This window comes from Methanohalophilus sp. RSK (genome assembly GCF_003722075.1).
Lineage (GTDB): Archaea > Halobacteriota > Methanosarcinia > Methanosarcinales > Methanosarcinaceae > Methanohalophilus.
Genome location: NZ_RDSK01000013.1, coordinates 62,234 through 82,658, shown reverse-complemented (window position 1 = coordinate 82,658; position 20,425 = coordinate 62,234). Strand labels below are relative to the sequence as shown.

19 protein-coding genes and 1 pseudogene are annotated in these 20,425 nt (G+C 40.5%); 6 read left to right on the top strand and 14 right to left on the bottom strand.

Annotated elements, in window-relative coordinates; all coding sequences use genetic code 11:
* Positions 1–21: 21 nt before the first annotated feature.
* From EFE42_RS06455 to EFE42_RS06425, 7 genes and pseudogenes are all read right to left on the bottom strand, one after another.
* Positions 22–831, bottom strand: coding sequence for a hypothetical protein (locus tag EFE42_RS06455; RefSeq protein WP_123136478.1), 810 nt, complete (start codon positions 829–831; stop codon positions 22–24).
* Positions 832–1,002: 171 nt separating this feature from the next.
* Positions 1,003–3,171, bottom strand: coding sequence for an FAD-dependent oxidoreductase (locus EFE42_RS06450; protein ID WP_123136477.1), 2,169 nt, complete (start codon positions 3,169–3,171; stop codon positions 1,003–1,005).
* Between the two features lie 195 nt (positions 3,172–3,366).
* Positions 3,367–4,131 carry an ABC transporter ATP-binding protein gene (locus EFE42_RS06445; protein ID WP_123136476.1) on the bottom strand — a complete coding sequence of 255 codons (765 nt, stop codon included), beginning with the start codon at positions 4,129–4,131 and terminating at the stop codon, positions 3,367–3,369.
* On the bottom strand, positions 4,128–4,922 hold the full coding sequence (locus EFE42_RS06440) for an ABC transporter permease (protein WP_123136475.1): 795 nt from the start codon (positions 4,920–4,922) through the stop codon (positions 4,128–4,130). Before EFE42_RS06440 ends, EFE42_RS06445 begins: the two co-directional genes overlap by 4 nt.
* The gene (locus EFE42_RS06435) at positions 4,915–5,886 is read right to left on the bottom strand and encodes an ABC transporter substrate-binding protein (protein ID WP_123136474.1); all 972 of its coding nucleotides are present in this window, start codon (positions 5,884–5,886) and stop codon (positions 4,915–4,917) included. The genes EFE42_RS06440 and EFE42_RS06435 overlap by 8 nt, the downstream gene beginning before the upstream one ends.
* A gap of 5 nt (positions 5,887–5,891) precedes the next feature.
* Positions 5,892–6,890 carry a radical SAM protein gene (locus tag EFE42_RS06430; protein WP_370448671.1) on the bottom strand — a complete coding sequence of 333 codons (999 nt, stop codon included), beginning with the start codon at positions 6,888–6,890 and terminating at the stop codon, positions 5,892–5,894.
* A gap of 248 nt (positions 6,891–7,138) precedes the next feature.
* Positions 7,139–8,093, bottom strand: a pseudogene (locus EFE42_RS06425) (IS5 family transposase).
* A gap of 11 nt (positions 8,094–8,104) precedes the next feature.
* Between EFE42_RS06425 and EFE42_RS06420 the strand changes: the two are divergent.
* The 6 genes from EFE42_RS06420 (at position 8,105) to EFE42_RS06395 (ending at position 14,344) form a co-directional block, all read left to right on the top strand.
* Positions 8,105–8,416 (top strand): hypothetical protein, encoded by a 312-nt coding sequence (locus tag EFE42_RS06420; RefSeq protein WP_148039261.1) that lies wholly within the window; start codon positions 8,105–8,107, stop codon positions 8,414–8,416.
* A gap of 434 nt (positions 8,417–8,850) precedes the next feature.
* Positions 8,851–9,963 carry a uroporphyrinogen decarboxylase family protein gene (locus tag EFE42_RS06415; RefSeq protein WP_123136471.1) on the top strand — a complete coding sequence of 371 codons (1,113 nt, stop codon included), beginning with the start codon at positions 8,851–8,853 and terminating at the stop codon, positions 9,961–9,963.
* 49 nt (positions 9,964–10,012) lie between these two features.
* Positions 10,013–10,483 (top strand): hypothetical protein, encoded by a 471-nt coding sequence (locus EFE42_RS06410; protein ID WP_123136470.1) that lies wholly within the window; start codon positions 10,013–10,015, stop codon positions 10,481–10,483.
* 50 nt (positions 10,484–10,533) lie between these two features.
* A complete protein-coding gene (locus EFE42_RS06405) occupies positions 10,534–11,949 on the top strand; it encodes a radical SAM protein (protein WP_123136469.1) in 1,416 nt (471 codons plus the stop codon).
* Between the two features lie 162 nt (positions 11,950–12,111).
* A complete protein-coding gene (locus EFE42_RS06400; protein WP_123136468.1) occupies positions 12,112–13,251 on the top strand; it encodes a phenylacetate--CoA ligase family protein in 1,140 nt (379 codons plus the stop codon).
* Positions 13,252–13,885: 634 nt separating this feature from the next.
* On the top strand, positions 13,886–14,344 hold the full coding sequence (locus EFE42_RS06395; RefSeq protein WP_123136467.1) for a bifunctional nuclease family protein: 459 nt from the start codon (positions 13,886–13,888) through the stop codon (positions 14,342–14,344).
* Positions 14,345–14,349: 5 nt separating this feature from the next.
* Here EFE42_RS06395 and dinB read toward each other — a convergent pair whose 3' ends face one another.
* The 7 genes from dinB to EFE42_RS06360 all read right to left on the bottom strand — a co-directional run bounded on the left by dinB (position 14,350) and on the right by EFE42_RS06360 (position 20,266).
* Complete coding sequence (gene dinB, locus EFE42_RS06390) at positions 14,350–15,441, bottom strand: DNA polymerase IV (protein WP_123136466.1); 1,092 nt, start codon at positions 15,439–15,441, stop codon at positions 14,350–14,352.
* A gap of 86 nt (positions 15,442–15,527) precedes the next feature.
* Positions 15,528–16,622: an outer membrane lipoprotein-sorting protein gene (locus tag EFE42_RS06385; RefSeq protein ID WP_123136465.1), complete on the bottom strand. Its 1,095-nt coding sequence runs from the start codon at positions 16,620–16,622 to the stop codon at positions 15,528–15,530.
* Between the two features lie 85 nt (positions 16,623–16,707).
* On the bottom strand, positions 16,708–17,346 hold the full coding sequence (nth, locus tag EFE42_RS06380; RefSeq protein ID WP_123136464.1) for an endonuclease III: 639 nt from the start codon (positions 17,344–17,346) through the stop codon (positions 16,708–16,710).
* Between the two features lie 24 nt (positions 17,347–17,370).
* Positions 17,371–18,249 carry a pyruvate synthase subunit PorB gene (gene porB / locus EFE42_RS06375; protein WP_123136463.1) on the bottom strand — a complete coding sequence of 293 codons (879 nt, stop codon included), beginning with the start codon at positions 18,247–18,249 and terminating at the stop codon, positions 17,371–17,373.
* Positions 18,246–19,460, bottom strand: a complete 1,215-nt coding sequence (porA, locus tag EFE42_RS06370; RefSeq protein ID WP_123136462.1) for a pyruvate synthase subunit PorA — start codon at positions 19,458–19,460, stop codon at positions 18,246–18,248. The genes porB and porA overlap by 4 nt, the downstream gene beginning before the upstream one ends.
* A complete protein-coding gene (gene porD, locus EFE42_RS06365; RefSeq protein ID WP_123136461.1) occupies positions 19,461–19,721 on the bottom strand; it encodes a pyruvate synthase subunit PorD in 261 nt (86 codons plus the stop codon).
* Positions 19,721–20,266 (bottom strand): pyruvate ferredoxin oxidoreductase subunit gamma, encoded by a 546-nt coding sequence (locus EFE42_RS06360; protein ID WP_123136460.1) that lies wholly within the window; start codon positions 20,264–20,266, stop codon positions 19,721–19,723. Before EFE42_RS06360 ends, porD begins: the two co-directional genes overlap by 1 nt.
* Between the last annotated feature and the right edge of the window lie 159 nt (positions 20,267–20,425).

Sequence of the window (20,425 nt, the reverse complement as noted above, 5' to 3'; positions counted from 1 at the left end):
TAATTTTTAAATTATATTAATTTATATAGAAAATATCCCTGCCATTGATACAATGTAATATAAAGTGAGTAAAGAAGCAGCTATAACTTCCACAACTCCCCATTTTTTTACCCCATCGATACTGTCTGCTATAGTGATGCAAATCCACAACAAAAAGACATAGCCGGTCATTAGAGAAAGGAGAGAAAAATCTGGATGATACCATGTTCCCAGAATTTCTCCACTGAATTCAGTAAGTACTGTAAAAAAACCCACAAAATATGCAAGTCTCAACTCTTTGAAATTTTTGAATAGTAAGAATGCAAGGGAAAACTTAACCATTATTGCAATTGGATTTTGTGCTAAATCAAAAAAAAAGAAATCAAAAACTAACAAAATAGTAAGGCTTACAGGAATGAAATAATTGACAACAGGAAACCATTGTGACTTTGAATACCTAAGTTCAAATACATGCCAAAGGTTATAAGAAGACCAGAAGATTGCACCATAACCTGGCAAGATCCATATTGGAACATTGCCGATTACACCCCCAAGATAGGTGAAATATCCATATATCACTCCTAATAATTCATGAAAATACCCGAAAACAGAAGCAATTATAAGAAGAATTTGTCCCTTTCGTTCACTGTTACTCCAGAACATTATCCACAAAAATGAGAGTATTGTTAAAGGCAATATTTCATCCATTGCCCACCTGTAGAACAATAATATACCTATGATTACAAAAAGCATGAAAAAGAAAAAATACCAAATATTGTTGATCAATGCTTTACTTTTGTTTTCAACTATTAACTTTAAAGTCGTTGGAGGGAGAGTCTCTTGATTTAGCATAACTCAAAAATATGCAGAATATTTGGTATTATAGCTATGCATATATAATCATCAATGTAACTGACAAAAACAATGAAGACGATAATCACGGCATTCTTATCAAAAAAGGTGGAAGGATTTTATTGATGTCCTGTAAATTGGAAATTTTGTATTAGTAATAATATTGCAAATTCAAATGTTACGAGCTATTTCATTTGAAGAAGTAACCGCTTCCCAAACCCCTCCAATCTCTTTTGAGTCACCTACACAATATACATTAGCAGATATATTTTTCTCTGCAAGTCTCCTATATAGAAAATCATCTGCTTCTCCACCGGTAGCAAAAATAATATAATCAGCATATGTTTTTATTATCTCTGTATTCGTTTTCTTTAAGTTTTTCTCAAAAGGATTGGATATATTTTCAGGGATCAAACTTTTCCAGGGTGTATAAGGACCCTCTCTATCCTTATTCGCTGCTATACGGACCAATTTTCCTGAGATGTTTAGAATTTTGGAAGAAGTATAGGCACGAATTGGCTTTTTGATGACATCTTCTTTTTTGCCCGAACAAGACCCTTTTCCCATCATCAGCCACAACATTTGCGACCTGTTAGGTAGAGAGGTAGAAGGCATAAGTTCTTTGTTTTTACCCACAATTGTAACATTCAAGTTTTTTTCAAGGGACAGGGTATAACCAATTTCACAACCGATGGAACCACCTCCAATGATAAGTACATTCTTTACATTATCAGGTAATTGCATGTCACGTGCTAAGAAATCTCTAGCTTCTGAATAATTTGTTGATTCCATTCCCTCTATAGAAGGAAGTGTGGGTTTTGATCCATTGCAACATATAATAACATCAAAATCATTTTTTATGTGATCATTATTTATTTCAGTATTTAGTCTGATTTCGAGACCTTCTGCTTGAAGTAAATTAAGACGATGTTTAAGGTTGTCTAAATATCGTTTAATATCGTGTTTTATAGCCATTTTAGCTGCCAGATGGAGTTGACCACCAATATTAGCCGTTTTTTCAAAAAGGATTACTTTATGCCCTCTGTTATGAGCAGTTATTGCAGCCTCACATCCTGCGGGCCCTGCACCTATAATAGCAACTCTCTTAGAAATGTCAGCTATTAATAATTTCTTTCGATCCTCAAAACCAGTGTAAGGATTTACTGAGCAACAAGGATGTCCCCCTTTTTTGAAAGATTCAATGCAACCTTCATGGTCACCAATACAATGAATTATTTCCTTATCCCTACGTGCCTTTACCTTTGAGGGCCAGTGTGGATCTGCTAAAAGAGGCCTTCCAAGCATAATGAGATCAGCCCATCCATTAGCAAGAATTTCTTTCGCCTTTTCAGGTTTCCCTATTTTCCCCACTGCGATCACAGGAGCAGAAATACTTTCATCATTGAAAAATTTCTTTACCCTTCCTGCTATTTCTTCCACATACACAATGTCATCGAAATAGGAAGGAGGATGAGGCCAAAACCAGTTATCATAGCAACCTTTATCGACATCAAATGCATCAACACCAGCTTCATATAAAGCCTTACAAAACATCAACCCTTCTTCTATTTTTCTTTCTTTGTTTTTAAATTTTTTTTTGAATATATAATCCCCATAACTTTCCTGAAGTCCCTGAGTTAAATCAATCCTGTAAATAACGGGAAAATTTTCACCACATCTTTCTTTAATTTCCTTTACAACATCTATTCCGAATTGGAATCTGTTTTTATATCTCCCAAATTTCCTTCTATTCCAGGGATAAGATGTCAATTGATCCATCAGATACCCTTCATGACCATGCAGATGTATACCGTCAAACCCTGACACCTTTGCATTGATTGCACATTGACCGAAATTCTTCACAATCTTTTTGATTTTGCGATCAGAAAGAGGCAAATGAGGAACTTGAGGAATATAAAAATTCCAATTCAAGGAAGAAGACTTGGGTACCTTCCCTTTCAAAGCAACTTCAGGAGATCCAACCCGTCCAAGTCCTGCAGATAACTGGATAAATATCTTTGAGCCATAGGGCCGTACTGCTGAGCAGAGATCTCTCCATCCAGAAAGGCGTGTCCTTGATGCACCATCAATACGAGGGAAATATGTATTGTTACATTCTGCATCAAGTGTTGGATCAATACCAAAAGAAACAGGAACCAATCCAGTAATCAAAAGACCTGTTCCACCTTGTGCTCTTTCTACAAAAAAATCAATCATTTTGTCTGTGGGCCTACCTGTGGGATCTGCCATGTTAATATTTCCAATCGGAGCCATTACTATGCGGTTATTTAAGTTACATTTACCAATATTAGTTGACTCAAACAATTTTTCATCATTCATTAAGCAGTCCTCACCTAACTATTATCAAGTGATATTCTTTCATATTATTAATTAAATAAACGGATGGCTCTTTAGAAACGTAATCCGATATATTCAAATAGAGGAATCTGTAGATTTTCTCATGCCAAACTGGGCGATCTCCAGAACATTGAAAGCAATTGCCGATACAGGGGATAAAAAAAGATAAATTCCAGTTCATGTCAGTAATTTGCCGAGTATACGACTTTTTAGAATTGAGAAGTCCTCTGATCCGGCAAGTGAGATAGTGCGTGGACGTTCAAAAGGAACTGATATCTCCTCGATAATTCTACCGGGTCGCCTACTCATGATACAGATACGATCTGATAACAAAAGGGCCTCTTCAACATCATGTGTAATGAAAACGATGGTCTGCCTGTTGTTCTCCCAGAGCTGGAGCAACAATTGCTGCATACTGTAACGTGTCTGGGCATCCAGTGCTGCAAAGGGTTCATCCATCAACAGGACCTTGGGACCCAGTACCAGTGAGCGGATAAGGGAAACCCTTTGTTGCATACCCCCCGATAACTGGGAAGGATAATAGTTGCCGAAACCCTCAAGCCCGACAGCCTTTAGATATTCTGAAGCAAGTTGTTCTGCATCCTTTTTTCTTTTGCCCACTTGTTTCAGGCCGTACATGATATTTTCCTTTACATCAAGCCATGGGAACAGGACCGGAGATTGGAAGACCACTGCTCTTTCCGGGGAAGGACCTGTTATTGATTCCCCACAGCATACCGCATTTCCACAGTCCACATTTTCAAAACCGGCAAGTATGTTCAAAAAGGTCGATTTGCCACATCCACTTGGACCCAGAATACTTACGAACTCACCTTCCTGAATCTCAAAATCTATTTTCTCTAACACCTGAAGAGAAATATTTTCACCAGGCATGTAAAAACTCTTATTGATATCACTTACTGATAGTTTTGCTTTTCTCATTCTTCATAGCTCCCTTTTAATAGATTCAATCTCCTGAAGGAACCCAGTAGTAACAGGTCACTTATGCGACCGAACAATCCGATGAAGATCATCGAGACAAGTATCATCTCAACATTACCTAACATACGTGCATCCATCATGACCGCACCCAGTCCATGTGTCACTCCTGTTAGCTCACCCAATACCAGATACGCCCATGATAATCCTAAACCCAGTCGAAGCCCGGCTACAGTTGAGGGCATCGCTGCCGGAATTATAACCGTAGTGAATATTCTCAGTTCACTTGCTCCCAGCATTCTTCCAGCACGTACAAGCATTGGGGATACTGATGATGCACCCTGGGCAGCATTGACATAGATGGGGAAAAAAGATGCAAGGGAAATGAGAAATAAGGTTGTACTCTCCCCTACCCCGAACCATACCATTGCAAGGGGAAGCCAGCCTATTCCAGGCACTATACGAATGAGATGCACAGTCGGATCCAGAGAACTCTTCGCCAGAGCTATGCGCCCTGAAAGAAAGCCGAGTGGGAGGCCAATCGCTGCAGCCAGTCCAAAACCTGTTACCACCCTCCCTATGCTGGCTATGGAATGCACGAGAAGCTCCCCTGAATAGGGTGTCAGGCCCTCACTTGCAATGGCAAAATCGATGGCGGTGCGTATCAGGTCCCAGGGAGAAGGGAGCAGATATGCAGGTACAGCATCCTCCATTGTTGCAACATACCATACAGTGAACAATGTTACAGGGAGTATGAAACCTGCAATCTCCAGTTTATCGATATGCTTATACATTCTCACTTTCATCCAGATCTTTACGTGCCTGTTCCACAAAACTCAGGTCAAATAAAGTATCCATGTCCGGGACCTCTTCTATCATTCCCAGTTCTTTCATCCTCTTTGCCAGGTTTTCTGCTTGTTGAACATAGTCCTCGTCCATGTTCCATGCAAGTTCCATATTACCCGAAGCAATATCCAGGACCTGCGGGTCTGTACCAAATTCGGATGACATGCTGAGCCATTCCTCCGGATTATCTTTCAAATATTCTGTGGCCCTTGCATGGGCTGTAACCAGTTCCTGTATCTCTTCCCTGTTGTTCTCGATCTGGTCTTTTGTGGTCAACATTCCTGCATTGATCGTTCCGACACCCTCTTTGTAATACGGATAACTTAGTACCCGTCCATAGCCATCTGCTATTGCCAGGGAAGGATATGGTTCACCACTGCAGAAAGCATCTACCTTACCCTGCGAAAGTGCCTGTCCCATATCAAAGAAATCAATCCTCTGAAGAGTTACATCTTTTTCAGGGTCAAGTCCTGCATTCTTCAGTGTTTCAAGAAGAAGTACATGATGCATGGTTCCAGGTACATATGCGATAGTCTTTCCTTTCAGGTCAGCAGGTTCCAGGATATCCGAATCTTCTCTTACCACAATAGCCGAACATTTGTTGCAAAGAGCACTCACAACGACAACAGGTTCACCCCTTGATGCAGCTGTTATCGCAAGGGCTATGGTTGTGCCGGTCATTTCAAGGTCCCCTGCAAGCAGAGCTGATTTCTGGTCTCCCGGATTGGTGAAAGGAAGAACCTCTACAAAGTGGTCATCTGTGATATAGTCCTGATATAGGAATGGCTGTATAGTTTGCGCTGTCTTCCAGGTTCCTACTGTGGATGTCTGACTTTGCTCAGGGGCATCACCTGTACAGCCTGAAATGACCAGCACCAGAAATATGCACAGTACAAAAAATAGTTTGTTCATCCATGTCACTCCCCTGAGAAAAAGGTATAGCCTGCACTCGTGAACCGGTCTTTTGCGGTGTTCATATCGAATTCATGCCACTCACGATCACAGTCCCCGGTGTCCCTTGGAATTGCACCCGTCTCAACAACAACAATATTGGCGCCCCATTGTATTGCAAGTGGTGAAGGTGGATGTACACAGATATTAGGTGCCTGGTGGCCGGATGCCAGACGTGTCACTGCCACTATCTGAGCCAGTCTCTTTTCAGATATTTGGGCACGGTCGGCAAGAGGAGTGCCTGGCAAAGGCACCCTTGCCATGACACCGGAGAGAATGGCATTATGTTCCATTCCTTTCATGAAAACATCCGCAATCTCCTCATTCGTATGTTCGATGCCTACAGGTTCGACCAGATGGGCAAGACCCAGAGGTGACAACTTGACACAGCCTAATGTTGCAAGTCTTTCTTCAGGTTTGAACTTCGTATCCGTACCTTCGCGTAGCCTAAGTGTGTGATAGACCATCTGAGCCCGGGCATCTGCAAGGGTCATTGCTTTTTCATCATCAAACTCACCGGTATTAACAACGATCTCATAGTCTCCAGAAACAGATGAACGGATATCCCGTATCAGCTGGATGAGCTTGTCGAATCCATAGAACTGAGTTGTGCGCAATGTTACCCATCTTGCACCCCGGGATACAAAATTATCGATTAGGCCTATTATCTCTTCTGTGCTCCTTTCACTTTCCTGTTCCACTAATCCCCATTTCTGCCCGAATGAACAAAAATTGCAGCTCATGGCACATTTCCTATAGTCAACTCCTATAGATGCCCATACACTGGCCCGATTCCCGGTCACATATCCAGCAACCTCCCTTGCAGCTTTCCCAAGTAATTCCGCATCCCGGGAATCAGGATCTATCTCAAGCAGGCCTATAATACTCTCCCTGTCCAGTTTTTGGCCATTTAGCGCTCTTTCTTTTGCATCCATAATAAAATCTGTATTTGACAAAACACTCACCTTTTTTTACATTAAGATTTATGTTCCCTATTCAGCTTACAATACAAGCCCTTAAATGTCTCTATATCAAAATTCGACTGGAAGTATTTATAATAACTTTAAGTAATTAATCGACGTTAATATTATTATCAACAAGATGATTTCAGTCCAAATTATGAATCTTGTAATACATATGCCATGTGTTCACAGTACATCGAAAAGATCATCAAAAGGAATCTTGGAAAGGGGAAGGAAATATGAATTTGCTATCATTTTACTAATGGCTCTGTAGAAATCCTCATTTGAATAATTATTGAAACAGAGATTGCCCTGTCTATATTATGAATTAATAATTTGAACTTGACCTCTTTTCTGATTTCTGTATTTTGTTGCTCTCAGTTCTTCTCTATATTTCCTTTTCAAAACAGAAAACATCGTCTCTACCAGGTTTCTATAATGGTAGATATCTTCATCAAATTCATCTCTCATTTTTCGACGGTATACCATTAAATCACAGATTTAATGGGAGTTCCAGATATTCAATCTGGAACATTTTCCCTTGATTCTTTTCCTTTTTCTGCATCTTACAGGTATGATGGCTTCTGCTTTCAATTCTTCATTGATTAGAGTATGTATCTTCTCAGAATCATATCCTTTATCCATCAGATAACACTCAGCTTTTCTCCTTTTGTGACATTGTCTAAGTAATGTCGATGCATGCTTTGCATCATGCACAGGCTTACCTGAAATCTTAAAACCAGTTACAATGAACTTCTCAACGTCAACGGTTATACTTGTTTTCAGATACGACCGTCTTTTCTTTCCTGTTCTCACAGAATAATAGTAACTACAATGTCCTCCTGTAAATCCACTTGAATCAATAGCAACCAGAGGTATTTTTTCACCGTGTGAATAGAAGAGTTTCAGAGTTTGGTATAGTAAGCTATTGAAATAGAATGAAGATAGTCTATTGATAAATTTGTGTAATGTTGTGAAGTGAGGTACGTGCTTTATACCAATCTTGGATTGGACCCCTTCCATTAAATCAACAAGTTCAACAACGTCTCTATAGTCCGTATTCATATACTCTTTGATCAATACCAATGCCAGTAACTGATGTTGGGTATATTTTCGTTTGGAATACTTACAACTGTAGATTAGAAGATGAGATCTTCCAGCTACAGACATAGCTGTATCGATAAAGTTTAAGTAATTAAGAGCCATTGATTTTTGACATGAAGCGTGAAGAGAGATTGACAAGTGAAATGAAAAGATACGGTGTAAACAAGAATCTTTTTGATTCAAATAGACCTGTAACCTGTCCTTCATGTGGAAATTCATTTAATCTTTTCTACTCAAGGGCAAAAGTCTGTACTGGTTGTCCAAAATCAGTTACCGGATGTGAATTGGCTCGATGTGTTTACTGTGACACTGAGTTCCCTCTGAACAACATCATGTCCAAATTTGATTCAAGAAGAACATCCAACTACCTTGGTTCCGTAGTAAAACGTTACTACGACACTTTTGGAGAAAGTGAATTTCGCTAAGTTAGTTGAAAATACAAGTATCCCCTAAATTCTCAAAAGCTGCTTGTTTGTAGTTATTGAACACAATTCCAAACATAGCCCTTCAGCCTCATAATGCTTTTTTTGTAGCAGAATTTGTAGCATATATTCATGTATTTGATAATATCAAAGATGTTTATTATTGTTACAATGAAGTTATTTTTCTTATATTGCCACTGGGCTATATCGTAAATATATCCATTTGATGAACATTGAATTAACGGTTGATAATAATACGTTTATTGATAAATAATTAAGGTTTATTATATATTCTTTTATTTGGATAGAGTTTGTGTTCAATAATGCAAAACAAAATCATGTGCTATTGGACGTAGATAAATTTTGTAAATATGGATGGTAGTAAGTGTCTAAAAATTAAGATCTTTACTAGCATTCCCTAAATATCAGGTGATAAAATGCCAGCAGAAGATTATGCACCAATAAATCAAGATTGGCTAGAAAAAGCAGGGAATTTATGGACAACCCCATGGGCAGATACGCCTTCAGAAAGAGTAACAGTAGATCCCATCATCCTATCCCATGCCGCAAGCATGTTCAGGAAGAGTCCAGGATATTTCTATAAAAATCCAGAAGAAGCTGTAAGGATGGTCTGTCATACCTGCGAATTGTACGATGTTACTCCAGTGGGACACTATCTGTATGCAGATTACTGGGGAGAGGACTACGGAGGAGAATTAAAATTTCAAGAAAGTGCACCACCAGGTATGCAAAAACGTCCAATCACAACTCCAGAGGATGTTGACAACTTCGAAGTCTTAAGTCCTGAAGAACTTGCCAAAGGTCCGAGTTTTACAAGACATTTCCGGGCATTGGATACCTGTAAAGAAGAATATCCACAAATGTTTGCTCCTATCACCCAGTTAGCTGGTACCATGGAACTAGCTACAAATTGGGCGGCTATTGAAGATGTGTTCATGTGGATGATAACAGATCCTGATTTAGTTGACAAACTATGTTCAAAAGCTGTAGATCATATGGTAAATGCGAGTAAGGTTACCGCCGATAGGTATGGAGCCAATGTAATGATAACCGGATCAGTGGTAGCTAGTGGAGATTTGATGGACAGAGAACAGATTAAGAGGTTCAGTTATAATCCTGTATCAAAAGCTGTTAGAAAGGTTCTAAATGAAGGCGCTGGCCCTGGAATCTATTATCATCTTTGTGGAAATCATAGTGATGATTTTGATTTGTGGAAAGATGCCCCAATGAGCCCATTCACTATTGTACAAATTGGGTATGATGGAAAAGAAATATTCCCTACTTCAAAACTTGTGGAAAATTTTGGAGACCGTTGTACATGTTTCGGAACTGTTGATACAAAACTAGTTGACCGTGGTACACCCGCACAGGTTTATGAGCAGGCAAAGCAACAAGTCCTTGCAGGTAAAGATAGTCCCAGAGGTTTCATTTTAGGAACTGCTTGTGAATGCCCAACAAACGCTCCTCCAGCAAATGTTCACGCAATTGTAAAAGCTGCAAAAGACCACGGAAAATACGAAAAGTTCTAAGCAGAAAAATCATTGCGACATAATTATAGCAAATTAAAGAGGTATTCTCATGGATATAAATATGACAGAAGAAGTGCAAAATTTATTAAAAGATGAAGGATTCAAGAAAGAAGAGATCCAGGAAATCATCGAAAAAGCAGAGTCAAACGGAAAGAAACTCAAGCATAAGAGTGAGGACACTTTTATTGCCAAAGACGATTCTGAAAATCTGACCACCTATGCTGTTTACACAATATCAGGAGAGGGGATTAACCTAAACAATGTCTATTCTCACAAAATGCATATCGATGGTCTAACCGGTGGAGAACTTCATGAAGTTGAAAATGATGACCAAAGTGAGTGGATCTGCCAGAAGTGTAATGAGACCGCACTTGAAAGGAATGTCGACATGTCCTACATGGGAGTCACAAGAGCCGGGCCTGCTATTGTATGCCCCAAGTGCCAGGAGTTCTATGTTTCAGATGGTGTGGCAAAAACACTCAAGACCGCTGAATCTATCCTGGAAGAGAAGAGAGCATAAAAATAGCTGATAGGGATTTGTAAAAAATTTAATATTTGGGAGGGAGCCTATTGGATATCATAAATAAAGTCGAAAGCCTTTGTCCTGAGTGTCTCAGGAAGATTGAGGGTGTAAAATACGTTGAGGACGGTAAAGTATTCATTAAAAAAGAGTGCGATGACCACGGAAGTTTCACAGCTCTTATTTCTAATGATGTGGATCATTACCGTAAGATGGAAGAATGTTTCGATGTAGATCGGAAAAGGGTAAAGGCGCCCTTGACAGATGTGGATAAAGGCTGTCCTTTCGATTGTGGTATTTGCCCCTCCCATAAACAGGATACATGTCTGGCAGTTGTAGAGGTAACTGACAGATGTGACCTGGACTGTACATATTGTTTTGCCAATTCTTCTATGGATAAGAGCCTTGATCCTGACATGGAAACAATAAGAAAGATGTTTGAGACGGTCAAGAAATGTCAGAACGATCCCACATGTATCCAAATCTCTGGAGGAGAACCAACTCTCAGGGACGATCTACCTGAAATCATAAAGATGGGAAGGGAGATGGGAATCGATCATATAGAACTGAATACAAACGGACGCAGAATTGCTAAGGATCAGGAATATTTTGATAAGATTGCTTCTGCAGGTATTGATTCGATCTATCTTGGATTTGATGGCGTATCGGATGATGTTTATATGCAGAGGACCGGAAAAAAGCTGTTCGATGTAAAATCCGAAGTTATCAACAGATGTGAAAAAGCCGATATTGGTGTAGTCCTGGTGCCTCTGGTTGCTAAGAATTATAATCTTCATGAAACTGGTAAGATCATAAAATTTGCAAGCAACAAGGTACCCACAGTCAGAGGTGTACACTTCCAGCCTGTCTTTTATTCGGGACGGTCTCCTTCGATGCTGGAGGGAAAAATAACCATAGTTGAACTCCTTGAAGCGATTGAAGATCAGACAAATGGACAACTCAAAGTTGAGAACTTCACCCCCTCGCTTATGCCGACAGCTCATTGTGGAACTACCTGCCTTACACTGGTCAACAATGGGGAATTCATACCACTGACAAATACTTCTCTTGGAGCCGCAAAATCAGCCTTCGATGTGGCAAGCAAGACAAAAAACTCAATTATGGGCAGATGGAAAGGTTCTGAGAAAGAAAAGGAAGATGATGACAGTTCATGCTGTGGTGAGATTATTGCCAAAGGTTCATGCTGTGAAAAACAGATTGATGTAACCTCACTTGATACCTCATGCTCCAATTCGGAAGGAGGCTGGGCAGACTTTATAGAGATGAGCAAGGATAACTATCTCACAATCTCCATGATGGCATTTCAGGATGTCTGGTCATACGAGAGAGAAAGGGTAGAGAATTGTTGTATACATGTTGTGACCGAGAATGGGAAATTTATTCCCTTCTGCAACTACAATCTCACCAATTGCAAAGGTGAATATCTTTACAGAAATACAGGATGAACAATTAATAAACTCCCGTTTATAGGGTGGATATTATCTGCAGTTTCCCTCAGATCACCGAGAAATAACCTAAATATCCACCCTTTTTTATTAAAATGCAATTTTATCTATTTAAATACAACAATCATTTGACTTCAATTCGATGAAACTGGAGGTTTAGTAATGCAAATTGTAAAGCAATTCAATAATGCTGTACGCCAAAATATCGCAAAAAGAAAACTCGAATCCAGAAAATTGGACAGTAATACCAGTAATCCACTAGAAAAGTGGAGTATTGTCAAAATAAAAAAAGATATCTCAAAAACCAATGAATTGAAAAATACTCTTAATCCGAATAGTCTTAGTAGGAAAGATATAGAAAAATATAAACTTATAAAATTACGTGAAGTATTGAAATATGCATCAAAATATAGTCCCTACTATATGGATCTTTACGAAAAAGAAAGAATTGACCCTTCCAGCATACAAAAACTTGAAGACTTAGAAAGTATACCATTGACAGATCCCGTCGCTCTTGCTGAAAAACCCTATCATTTTCTGTGTGTTTCAAGAAAAGACATAGCTCGTGAATTTACCACTTCAGGTACCACCAATATCCTAAAAAGAGTATCTTATACACAAGAAGAACTACTAGAAATTGTAGATTCCGTAGTGGCCGGTTTAAAAATGGCCGGAATGGATTCAGAGGGAGATACGCTCCAAATAATGTATCCTACTATAACAGCGACATGGGAACCTGGTCTTGTCTTAAGTAAAGCATGTGATCTGGCTGGAATGGATTCCGTAATAAATGATTCTCTTAATGCAGAAAGTCAAATATCCACCATGAAAAAGGTTGGAACTACTGTAATTATAGGAACATCTTCTTTTATTTACAGCTTATCCAGACAGATAAAAGAACTTGGCATAGATCCTCATGAGTTAGGAATAAAACGAATCATATGTTCCTCAGAACCACTGACTGCATTTATGAAAAAAGAGATTGAAGAAATATGGGGATGTAAAACCCTTAGACAATGGGGGATGACTGAGATGGGACTGGCAAATGCCATCGAATGTACTGAACAAGATGGTATGCATGTTAATAATGCAGATTTCCTTGTTGAAGTAATAGATCCAAAAACAGGGAAAATACTCCCGCCAGGCGAAGAAGGTGAACTCGTATTCACTACGTTGAGACGAAAATGCATGCCTCTTATACGCTATAGAACTCGTGACATAGCCACACTTATAGATGAACCCTGCAGATGTGGAGCCACTTTAGATCAAAGAATAAAGAACATTAAAAGAATAGATTTGTAAGCAAATTTGAACAGTCCAAATTAATGAAAGTGTTCTTAATTTTGCTGTATTTGGCAAAAATGCAAACAAAACTAAGAACATACGAGACTATACCTAACAAGAATATATTCCCATTGGAACTAATCCGTGCTGTAAACCAAATTTACGAAATCCTGGACCCCCTCAATTTTTGGAAAATATAGGGAGAACGGGATTGACATCAACAATCTGCTGAAAATTGAGGATGAAATTGAGATTAAACCATTAAGAGTGTGAACAAATGTTAACACTTATAGAGATACCATCCAATTAAATCATAAATCCTTCCATTCTAACTTAATGATATTTTTTATACTTTATTTTTTGTATGCGCCACGTCGGTGGAAGCGTGACTATTATGTTGATACACCATCTGGGTTCAGATAGCTAGCAATTGAATCTTTGGTACAAATTCCATTCAAACATTGTATAAATGTTTTACATATTAATATACTTCCTAGCTTATAAAATGACAAATAAGTTACGCTCATGCAATGCCTGTTGATAATGAATAAATAGTTACGCTTTTAAAGTGAAAAGCTAATTTGATGGTCTCAGTTTCAACAGAGCAATCAATTGATAAGATATTAATATTATTGAATTTCATGGTAAAGGCATGCCAGAGGAAGACGAAACCTGCCAGGTGAATGTAAAGGGAGTTTACCTCATGAAAATGGAAGAGGGACTAGCCCCAACTGTCATTCTGGAAGGTCCGAGCGGAAAAATAATGCCGATTTATATTGGGCATCTGGAAGCCCTGTCCATAAATAATGCATTAAACAGTGAGACGACACCTCGTCCAATGACCCATGACCTTTTGATGTCCATCCTCTCAAGAATGGAAGGCAAAGTGGAAAGCGTATTCATTGACGAAAAGACAGAAGGAGTATTTTTCGCCCGTCTGACTTTGAGCAAAAACGATGTTAAAATGGAATTCGATGCAAGACCCAGTGATTGTATCGCCCTTGCTCTGCGAGCAGATGTTCCAATCAATATTAAAAATGAAATTCTGGAAAACGATACCATAAGTCCTGATAAACTGGATGGCGCGAAATCATTCGAATCTCTCCTATAACTGACTCAAAAGTAAGAAGCAAGCGTTGTCTGAGACGATACTTCCTGTAACCCGGCAACCCTAACTCCAATCCTGCGAATGTCCGTTTTGTTTTCCTCAAGGAAGATTGTTAGTAATTTATCCAGATGTTGTCTCAGAATTTCTTTTTCAGCAACTGCTCTCTGGAGGGTATGGTTACGAGTTTGGGTTTTGAAATCAGATGTGATTACAATCAGTGTAACCTGACGGAAAGAAACACTTCTTTCGATGACCTTTCTAATCACATCACCGGCAAGGTTATCCAGGACTGGCATGATCAAATGATAATCCGATGAATTTTCCGGTAAGGTGGCTATCCTGCCAATTTGCTCACTTCCTTCCCGTTGCCTGACAGGAGACTCATCAATCCCCTGTGCAGCCTTTTTGAGCCATGAACCTTTCTTTTTACCAAAAGCATCTATAAGAGACACGATATCCGAAGAAGCAAGTTGCCCCACTGTTTTTATACCCATCTGTTCAAGCCTGGCGGTTGTGACATCCCCCACACCCCAGAGTTGAGAGGGAGTACGATCCACCAGAAATTGTTTTACATCATGGGGTGAAATTACCGTAAGTCCATCTGGCTTGTTTTCCGAGGATGCCATTTTAGCAATGAGTTTGTTGGGCCCGACCCCCACAGAACATGTCAGATGTTCTTTTTCCAGAATCTTTTGCTTAATACCTTCACCCAGTTTACGGGCACATTCAAAATCACCGTTACAGTTATCCGCAACTTCGATGAATGCCTCATCTATACTGATCTGCTCAAAGGATTCATCATTATCCGCATGCGAGCGCAGTATCTCCATGATACTGTCAGATACTTCTGTGTAAAACTCTTTCCTTACAGGGAGAAAAACCGCATCCGGATTCAGTTTAATGGCCCTGGAACAAGGCATGCCGGATTTAATACCGTATTCCCTGGCAGTATAATTGGAGGTGCTTACCGAGCCTCCGTGCTCCCCCCTACCCGAATACATGCAGACTACCACAGGCCTGCCTTTAAGGGAAGGATCTTCACGCTCCTCAATAGCAGCATAAAAGTAGTCCATGTCCACATGGACAACAATATGTGACATAATAAAAAGAGAGGTTTTTTAGATTTGTATAGTTTGTGGAAAAGAGAAACCATTTTTGAATAAAGGAAAGGTGCATAATGCACCTTTCATTCCATGGATTCAGCAATCCTGACAATTTCATCAGAATCCACAGATCCCATGATCGTTACCATGCATTTTCCACGATTCCAGGAAAGATGAGTAGACCCACCATCCGGATAGGATGTCAGACGAGCCTCATTGCCGTTGACGGTAACAGGTTCACCCCTTTGCGGAAGAGAGGGTTCTTCTTCATAAAAAGTTTCAGTAATATGAAGGAATCCATCTCCTGACTGGTAATAAAGAGATATAATATTTTCAGGTCCTCCGAAAAGAGCCGAATTATTGTTTACACGAGCATACTGTAACTCGCAGCCTTCCGGCAGATAGGATGGAACAAGGATCTCATTTTCAGAAACATCCATCGCTTTTTCCAGCGTCAGGTCTTCAGGCACCATATCATTGATGTCATCATACCTGACTACCTTCGCATCTTCCGGTATCTTGAAATTAAATTCCGAATCCTCAATTCCGGTGTTAATTTTCAAGTCACGGTATTCTACGACCATGAGCTTTTCACCGTCATTATACATTTCATATTTCAAAGGCAACCAGGTTTCCTTATCCAGCCACATCCGGGTGGATACATTTGTTGGAAAATAACTGGTATTTGCCGGATTATTTTCATTTTCTCTGGGATTAATAGCAATAATGTAAGAATCTCTATCATCGATTTTTTCTTCACCTTCAAGTGAAATCTCGTTATTTTCCATTGTATCCTGGATCAGATTCAGATAATCAAAATCACTTTCATTGAAACTTGTTAGTGATTCAAGGACCATAACAGTATTTTCATCAGGATTATAGGTCCAGGTAGTACTCCCGTTAGAAACTGTTATAATTTTACCAGATGACGAGGATTCAATTATTTCTGTCCTCATCATATTTGGTTTCTTCATTTCATACCTGGCAACGGTACTATCTTCATTTCCTTCTAAAAAAGTAGCCATGTGAATAGTCGCTGAATAATCCTGAATATTATCCTGCTTTTGTTCAAACTGTTCTGCTATCTGTTCTGCCGTTAAATCCCCACCAACGCATCCTGATGATAACACCAGGATCGAGATGGCAAGCATACCCATAATTATTTTTTTAGTACTCATTCATATTCCATCCAAAGTAACAGACCGAATAAAGTACACTCAATATAAAAAGTTATTGCAAAAAAGGAATTATTAATATGGATGGTTAAACAATACTTGAAGGACAGAGATGATGTACAACACATTGCCCACAAGCAGGTTTGCGGGCAAAACATACATTCCTGCCATGTAATATCAGGGTCAGGGAAAAATCATCCCACTCATTCCTGTCAACAAGTTCCATCAGATCCTTTTCAATTTTGACAGGATCCTTATTTTCAGTAAAACCCAGTCTTGTAGCAAGCCGTTTGACGTGGGTGTCCACAGCAATACCCGCTTTTACACCAAAACCTCTTGCAAGCACAATATTAGCAGTCTTACGGGCCACACCGGGAAGTTTTAACAGGTCTTCCATAGTGGACGGAACTTCACCATCAAACTCCTCGCTGATAACTCTGGCACTCTGTTGCAGGTGTTTGGCCTTATTACGATAGAACCCGGTAGAATAGATATCCTTTTCCAGTTCACTGATGTCCGCATCCGCATAATCAAAAACCGAACGGTATTTCTTGAACAACTCACGTGTCACTTTATTGACCTGCACATCCGTACTCTGGGCCGACAGGATAGTCGCAACCAGCAATTCCAGCGGGGTTTTGAAATGCAGAGCAGGCTGTGGATCAGGATACTCCTTTTTAAGAAGTTCCCATATTTGAGGAAAATTAGAAAGATTACTGGCTGTCATAGAAAAAGAGAATAAGATTCAGGCTTATTCAAGCCCGAAATCTTCAATGTTTTTATCTGCAAGTGCCTGGATCAGTTTGAGTTGTTCCCCTGCGCCTTCCATTTTGAAAAGGTGCTTGAACCGTTTCTGCATCTTGAGATAATCCTCGACAGGCTTTTTCTGTTTGCCTATCTTGCGTACCTTTGTAACTTCACCATTCTCCATTTCGTACAGCGGCCACAGACCGGTCTGTACTGCCAGTTTTGCAACTTCCACAGTCTTGGAAGTGTCAAAACCCCATCCTGTGGTACAGGGCGCATGGGCATGAATATAGGTTGGGCCCTCAATCTCGGTTGCCTTCTTGATCTTCTTGATCATATCCTTGGGGTAACCCAGGGAAGTTGTAGCAATGTATGGAGAACCATGAGCTGCCATTATTGCAGGCATATTCTTCTTGGGCCTGGGGTTTCCATAGGAAACCTTTCCGGCAGGGCTTGTTGTGGTAGACGCATCAAAGGGTGTAGCACCACTTCTCTGCACACCGGTATTCATGTATGCCTCATTATCGATACATACATAGGTAATATCATGGCCTCTTTCAAAGGCACCGGAAATGGATCTCATCCCGATATCAATAGTAGCACCATCTCCTCCCAGAGCGATTACCTTGGTGTCACCTTTCTTACCCATTGCCTTAAGGGCAGCCTCCACACCGGAAGCCACAGCCCCTGCATTCTCGAAGAGGGAATGAACCCACGGAACCTCCCAGGAAGTTTCAGGGTAAGGTGTACTCATAACTTCCAGACAGCCGGTAGGGGATATTACAATACAGTCCTCCCCTGCAGCCATAAGGGTGAACTTGGCCACCATTGCATCACAGCAACCTGCGCAACCACGGTGTCCTGATGTAAACAATGATTTCACAACAATTCCTCCTTCAGATCAGCATATTTGCTCTCAGTATTGATACCCGAAGAAATTATGCCTTTAGCTTCCTCCACGATGTCCTCAATGGTTTTTTCGGGTATGTCACGACCACCGTGTCCAAGCATCCGGCCCACTATCGGGACATCAACCTTAGTATTATACAGGCTTGCCTTGGTCTCGGTAAACAGGGATCCTTCATTGAGTCCCAGAGAGATGTTCTTGTCAAGTGCGACAACAACCTTTGCATCCTTTACAACATTCTTTATTGCTTCTGCAGGGAATGGCCTGAAAGTCCTTACTTTAAGCAAGCCGACCTTAATTCCCTTTGCACGGAGTTTATCCACGACATCCCTGATGGTACCCACAAGTGAACCCATAGCCATGAGGATTATATCAGCATCTTCTGTTTCATATTCATCGATAAGGCCACCATAGTACCTTCCAAATATTTCATAGAACTCATTGGCAGCTTCTTCTATCTTGGGCAGGGCATTATCCATCGCCTGTTGCTGCAGGTACCTGAATTCAGTGTAGGCAGTTGGATCTGCAAAGGCACCGAAGGTCAGCGGGTTTTTAGGATCGAGAGTAAATTCCGGTTCATAAGCAGGCAGATATTCATCCACAAGATCCTGTTCCAGCAAGACCAAAGGTTCATAGACGTGAGACAGGATGAAACCGTCCATACAGGTCATTGCAGGCATCATTACGTCCTTATCTTCTGCAACCTTGTAAGCCTGGGCAGTCATATCCGAGCTTTCCTGCAGATCCTCGGCATACATCTGAATCCAGCCAGTGTCCCGCTGGGAAATTGAATCCTGTTGATCGTTCCAGATGTTAATAGGAGCGCTGACCGCGCGGTTTGCAATGGTCATTACAACCGGCAGGCGCATTCCTGATACATTGAAAAGCACCTCATGCATCAGTTCCAGACCCTGCGAGGTGGTGGCCGAATAACACCTGGCACCTGCTGCTGCGGATCCCACAAGGGCCGAAAGGGCGGAGAACTCAGATTCCACTGTTATATATTCACAGTTTGGAATCTCACCATCGGCCATAAACTGGGAAAGGTCCTCCACAATATGGGTCTGTGGGGTGATAGGATATGCAGAAATAACATTTGGCCTGCATACCTTCACAGCATGGGCCACTGCATAGGAACCTTCGGCCACATCCATCTTATCCTTGTCAAGGGTACGTATAACTGTCATTTATTTCTCCTCCAGTACCATATCGATGGCTTCCTTGGGACATTCATTGGCACATATTCCGCATCCTTTGCAGTAATCGTAGTCAAATTCAAAGAATCCGTCGTCCCTGGGTAGTACTGCCATATCAGGACAGAGCAATTCACATAATTTACATTTGATGCATTTATCGTAGTCATAGACAGGCCTGAATGTTCTCCAGCTACCAGTCTTGTTTGCCCTCGTGGTACCGGGTTGACAGACTCCTCCGAGTTGTATGCTCATTATTTATCCTCCGCCATCAAGTCATAGGCTTTCTGCACAGCCTCTGCATTTTTCTCTCCTATTTTACCAGAGAAGCGCCCCTTTACTGCATTGACAATGGAACTGGCCCTGACCTCGCCCGTTGCACCTGCAAAGGCTCCTAAAAGAACAGTATTGACAATAGGCCTGCCAATGATATCAAGAGCAATTTTTGTTGCATTTACAGTCATTATACGGGCATTGGTGTCAAGATCAAAATCTTCCGGAGCAAAATCAGAATTAATAATTATGATACCATCATCCTTTGCACCGCTTGCAATATCCACTACCTCAAGAAGTGTGGGATCCTGAACAATTATGTAATCCGGTTCATATATCTGGCTTCTGAGCCTGATTGGGGCATCGCTGATCCTTGTAAATGCCTGTACTGGTGCTCCACGTCTTTCGACACCAAAGGCCGGGAATGCCTGACTGAACTGGCCATCCTCAAAAGCGGCTCCTGCCAGTAGTTCGGCTGCTGTTACCGAACCCTGTCCGCCTCGACCATGTATTCTTATTTCTTTCATCTGTATTCTCCGTAACAAATGTAATGAACATATAATTGTAGATAGCGGATACGAACCCGCATGCATCAACAATTACCGTTTGGATGGTAATTGGAATAAATACAATGTTTAATTGTGTAGAATAACTAATTCCTATTTAGTTTTTCGGTGATAACAAAT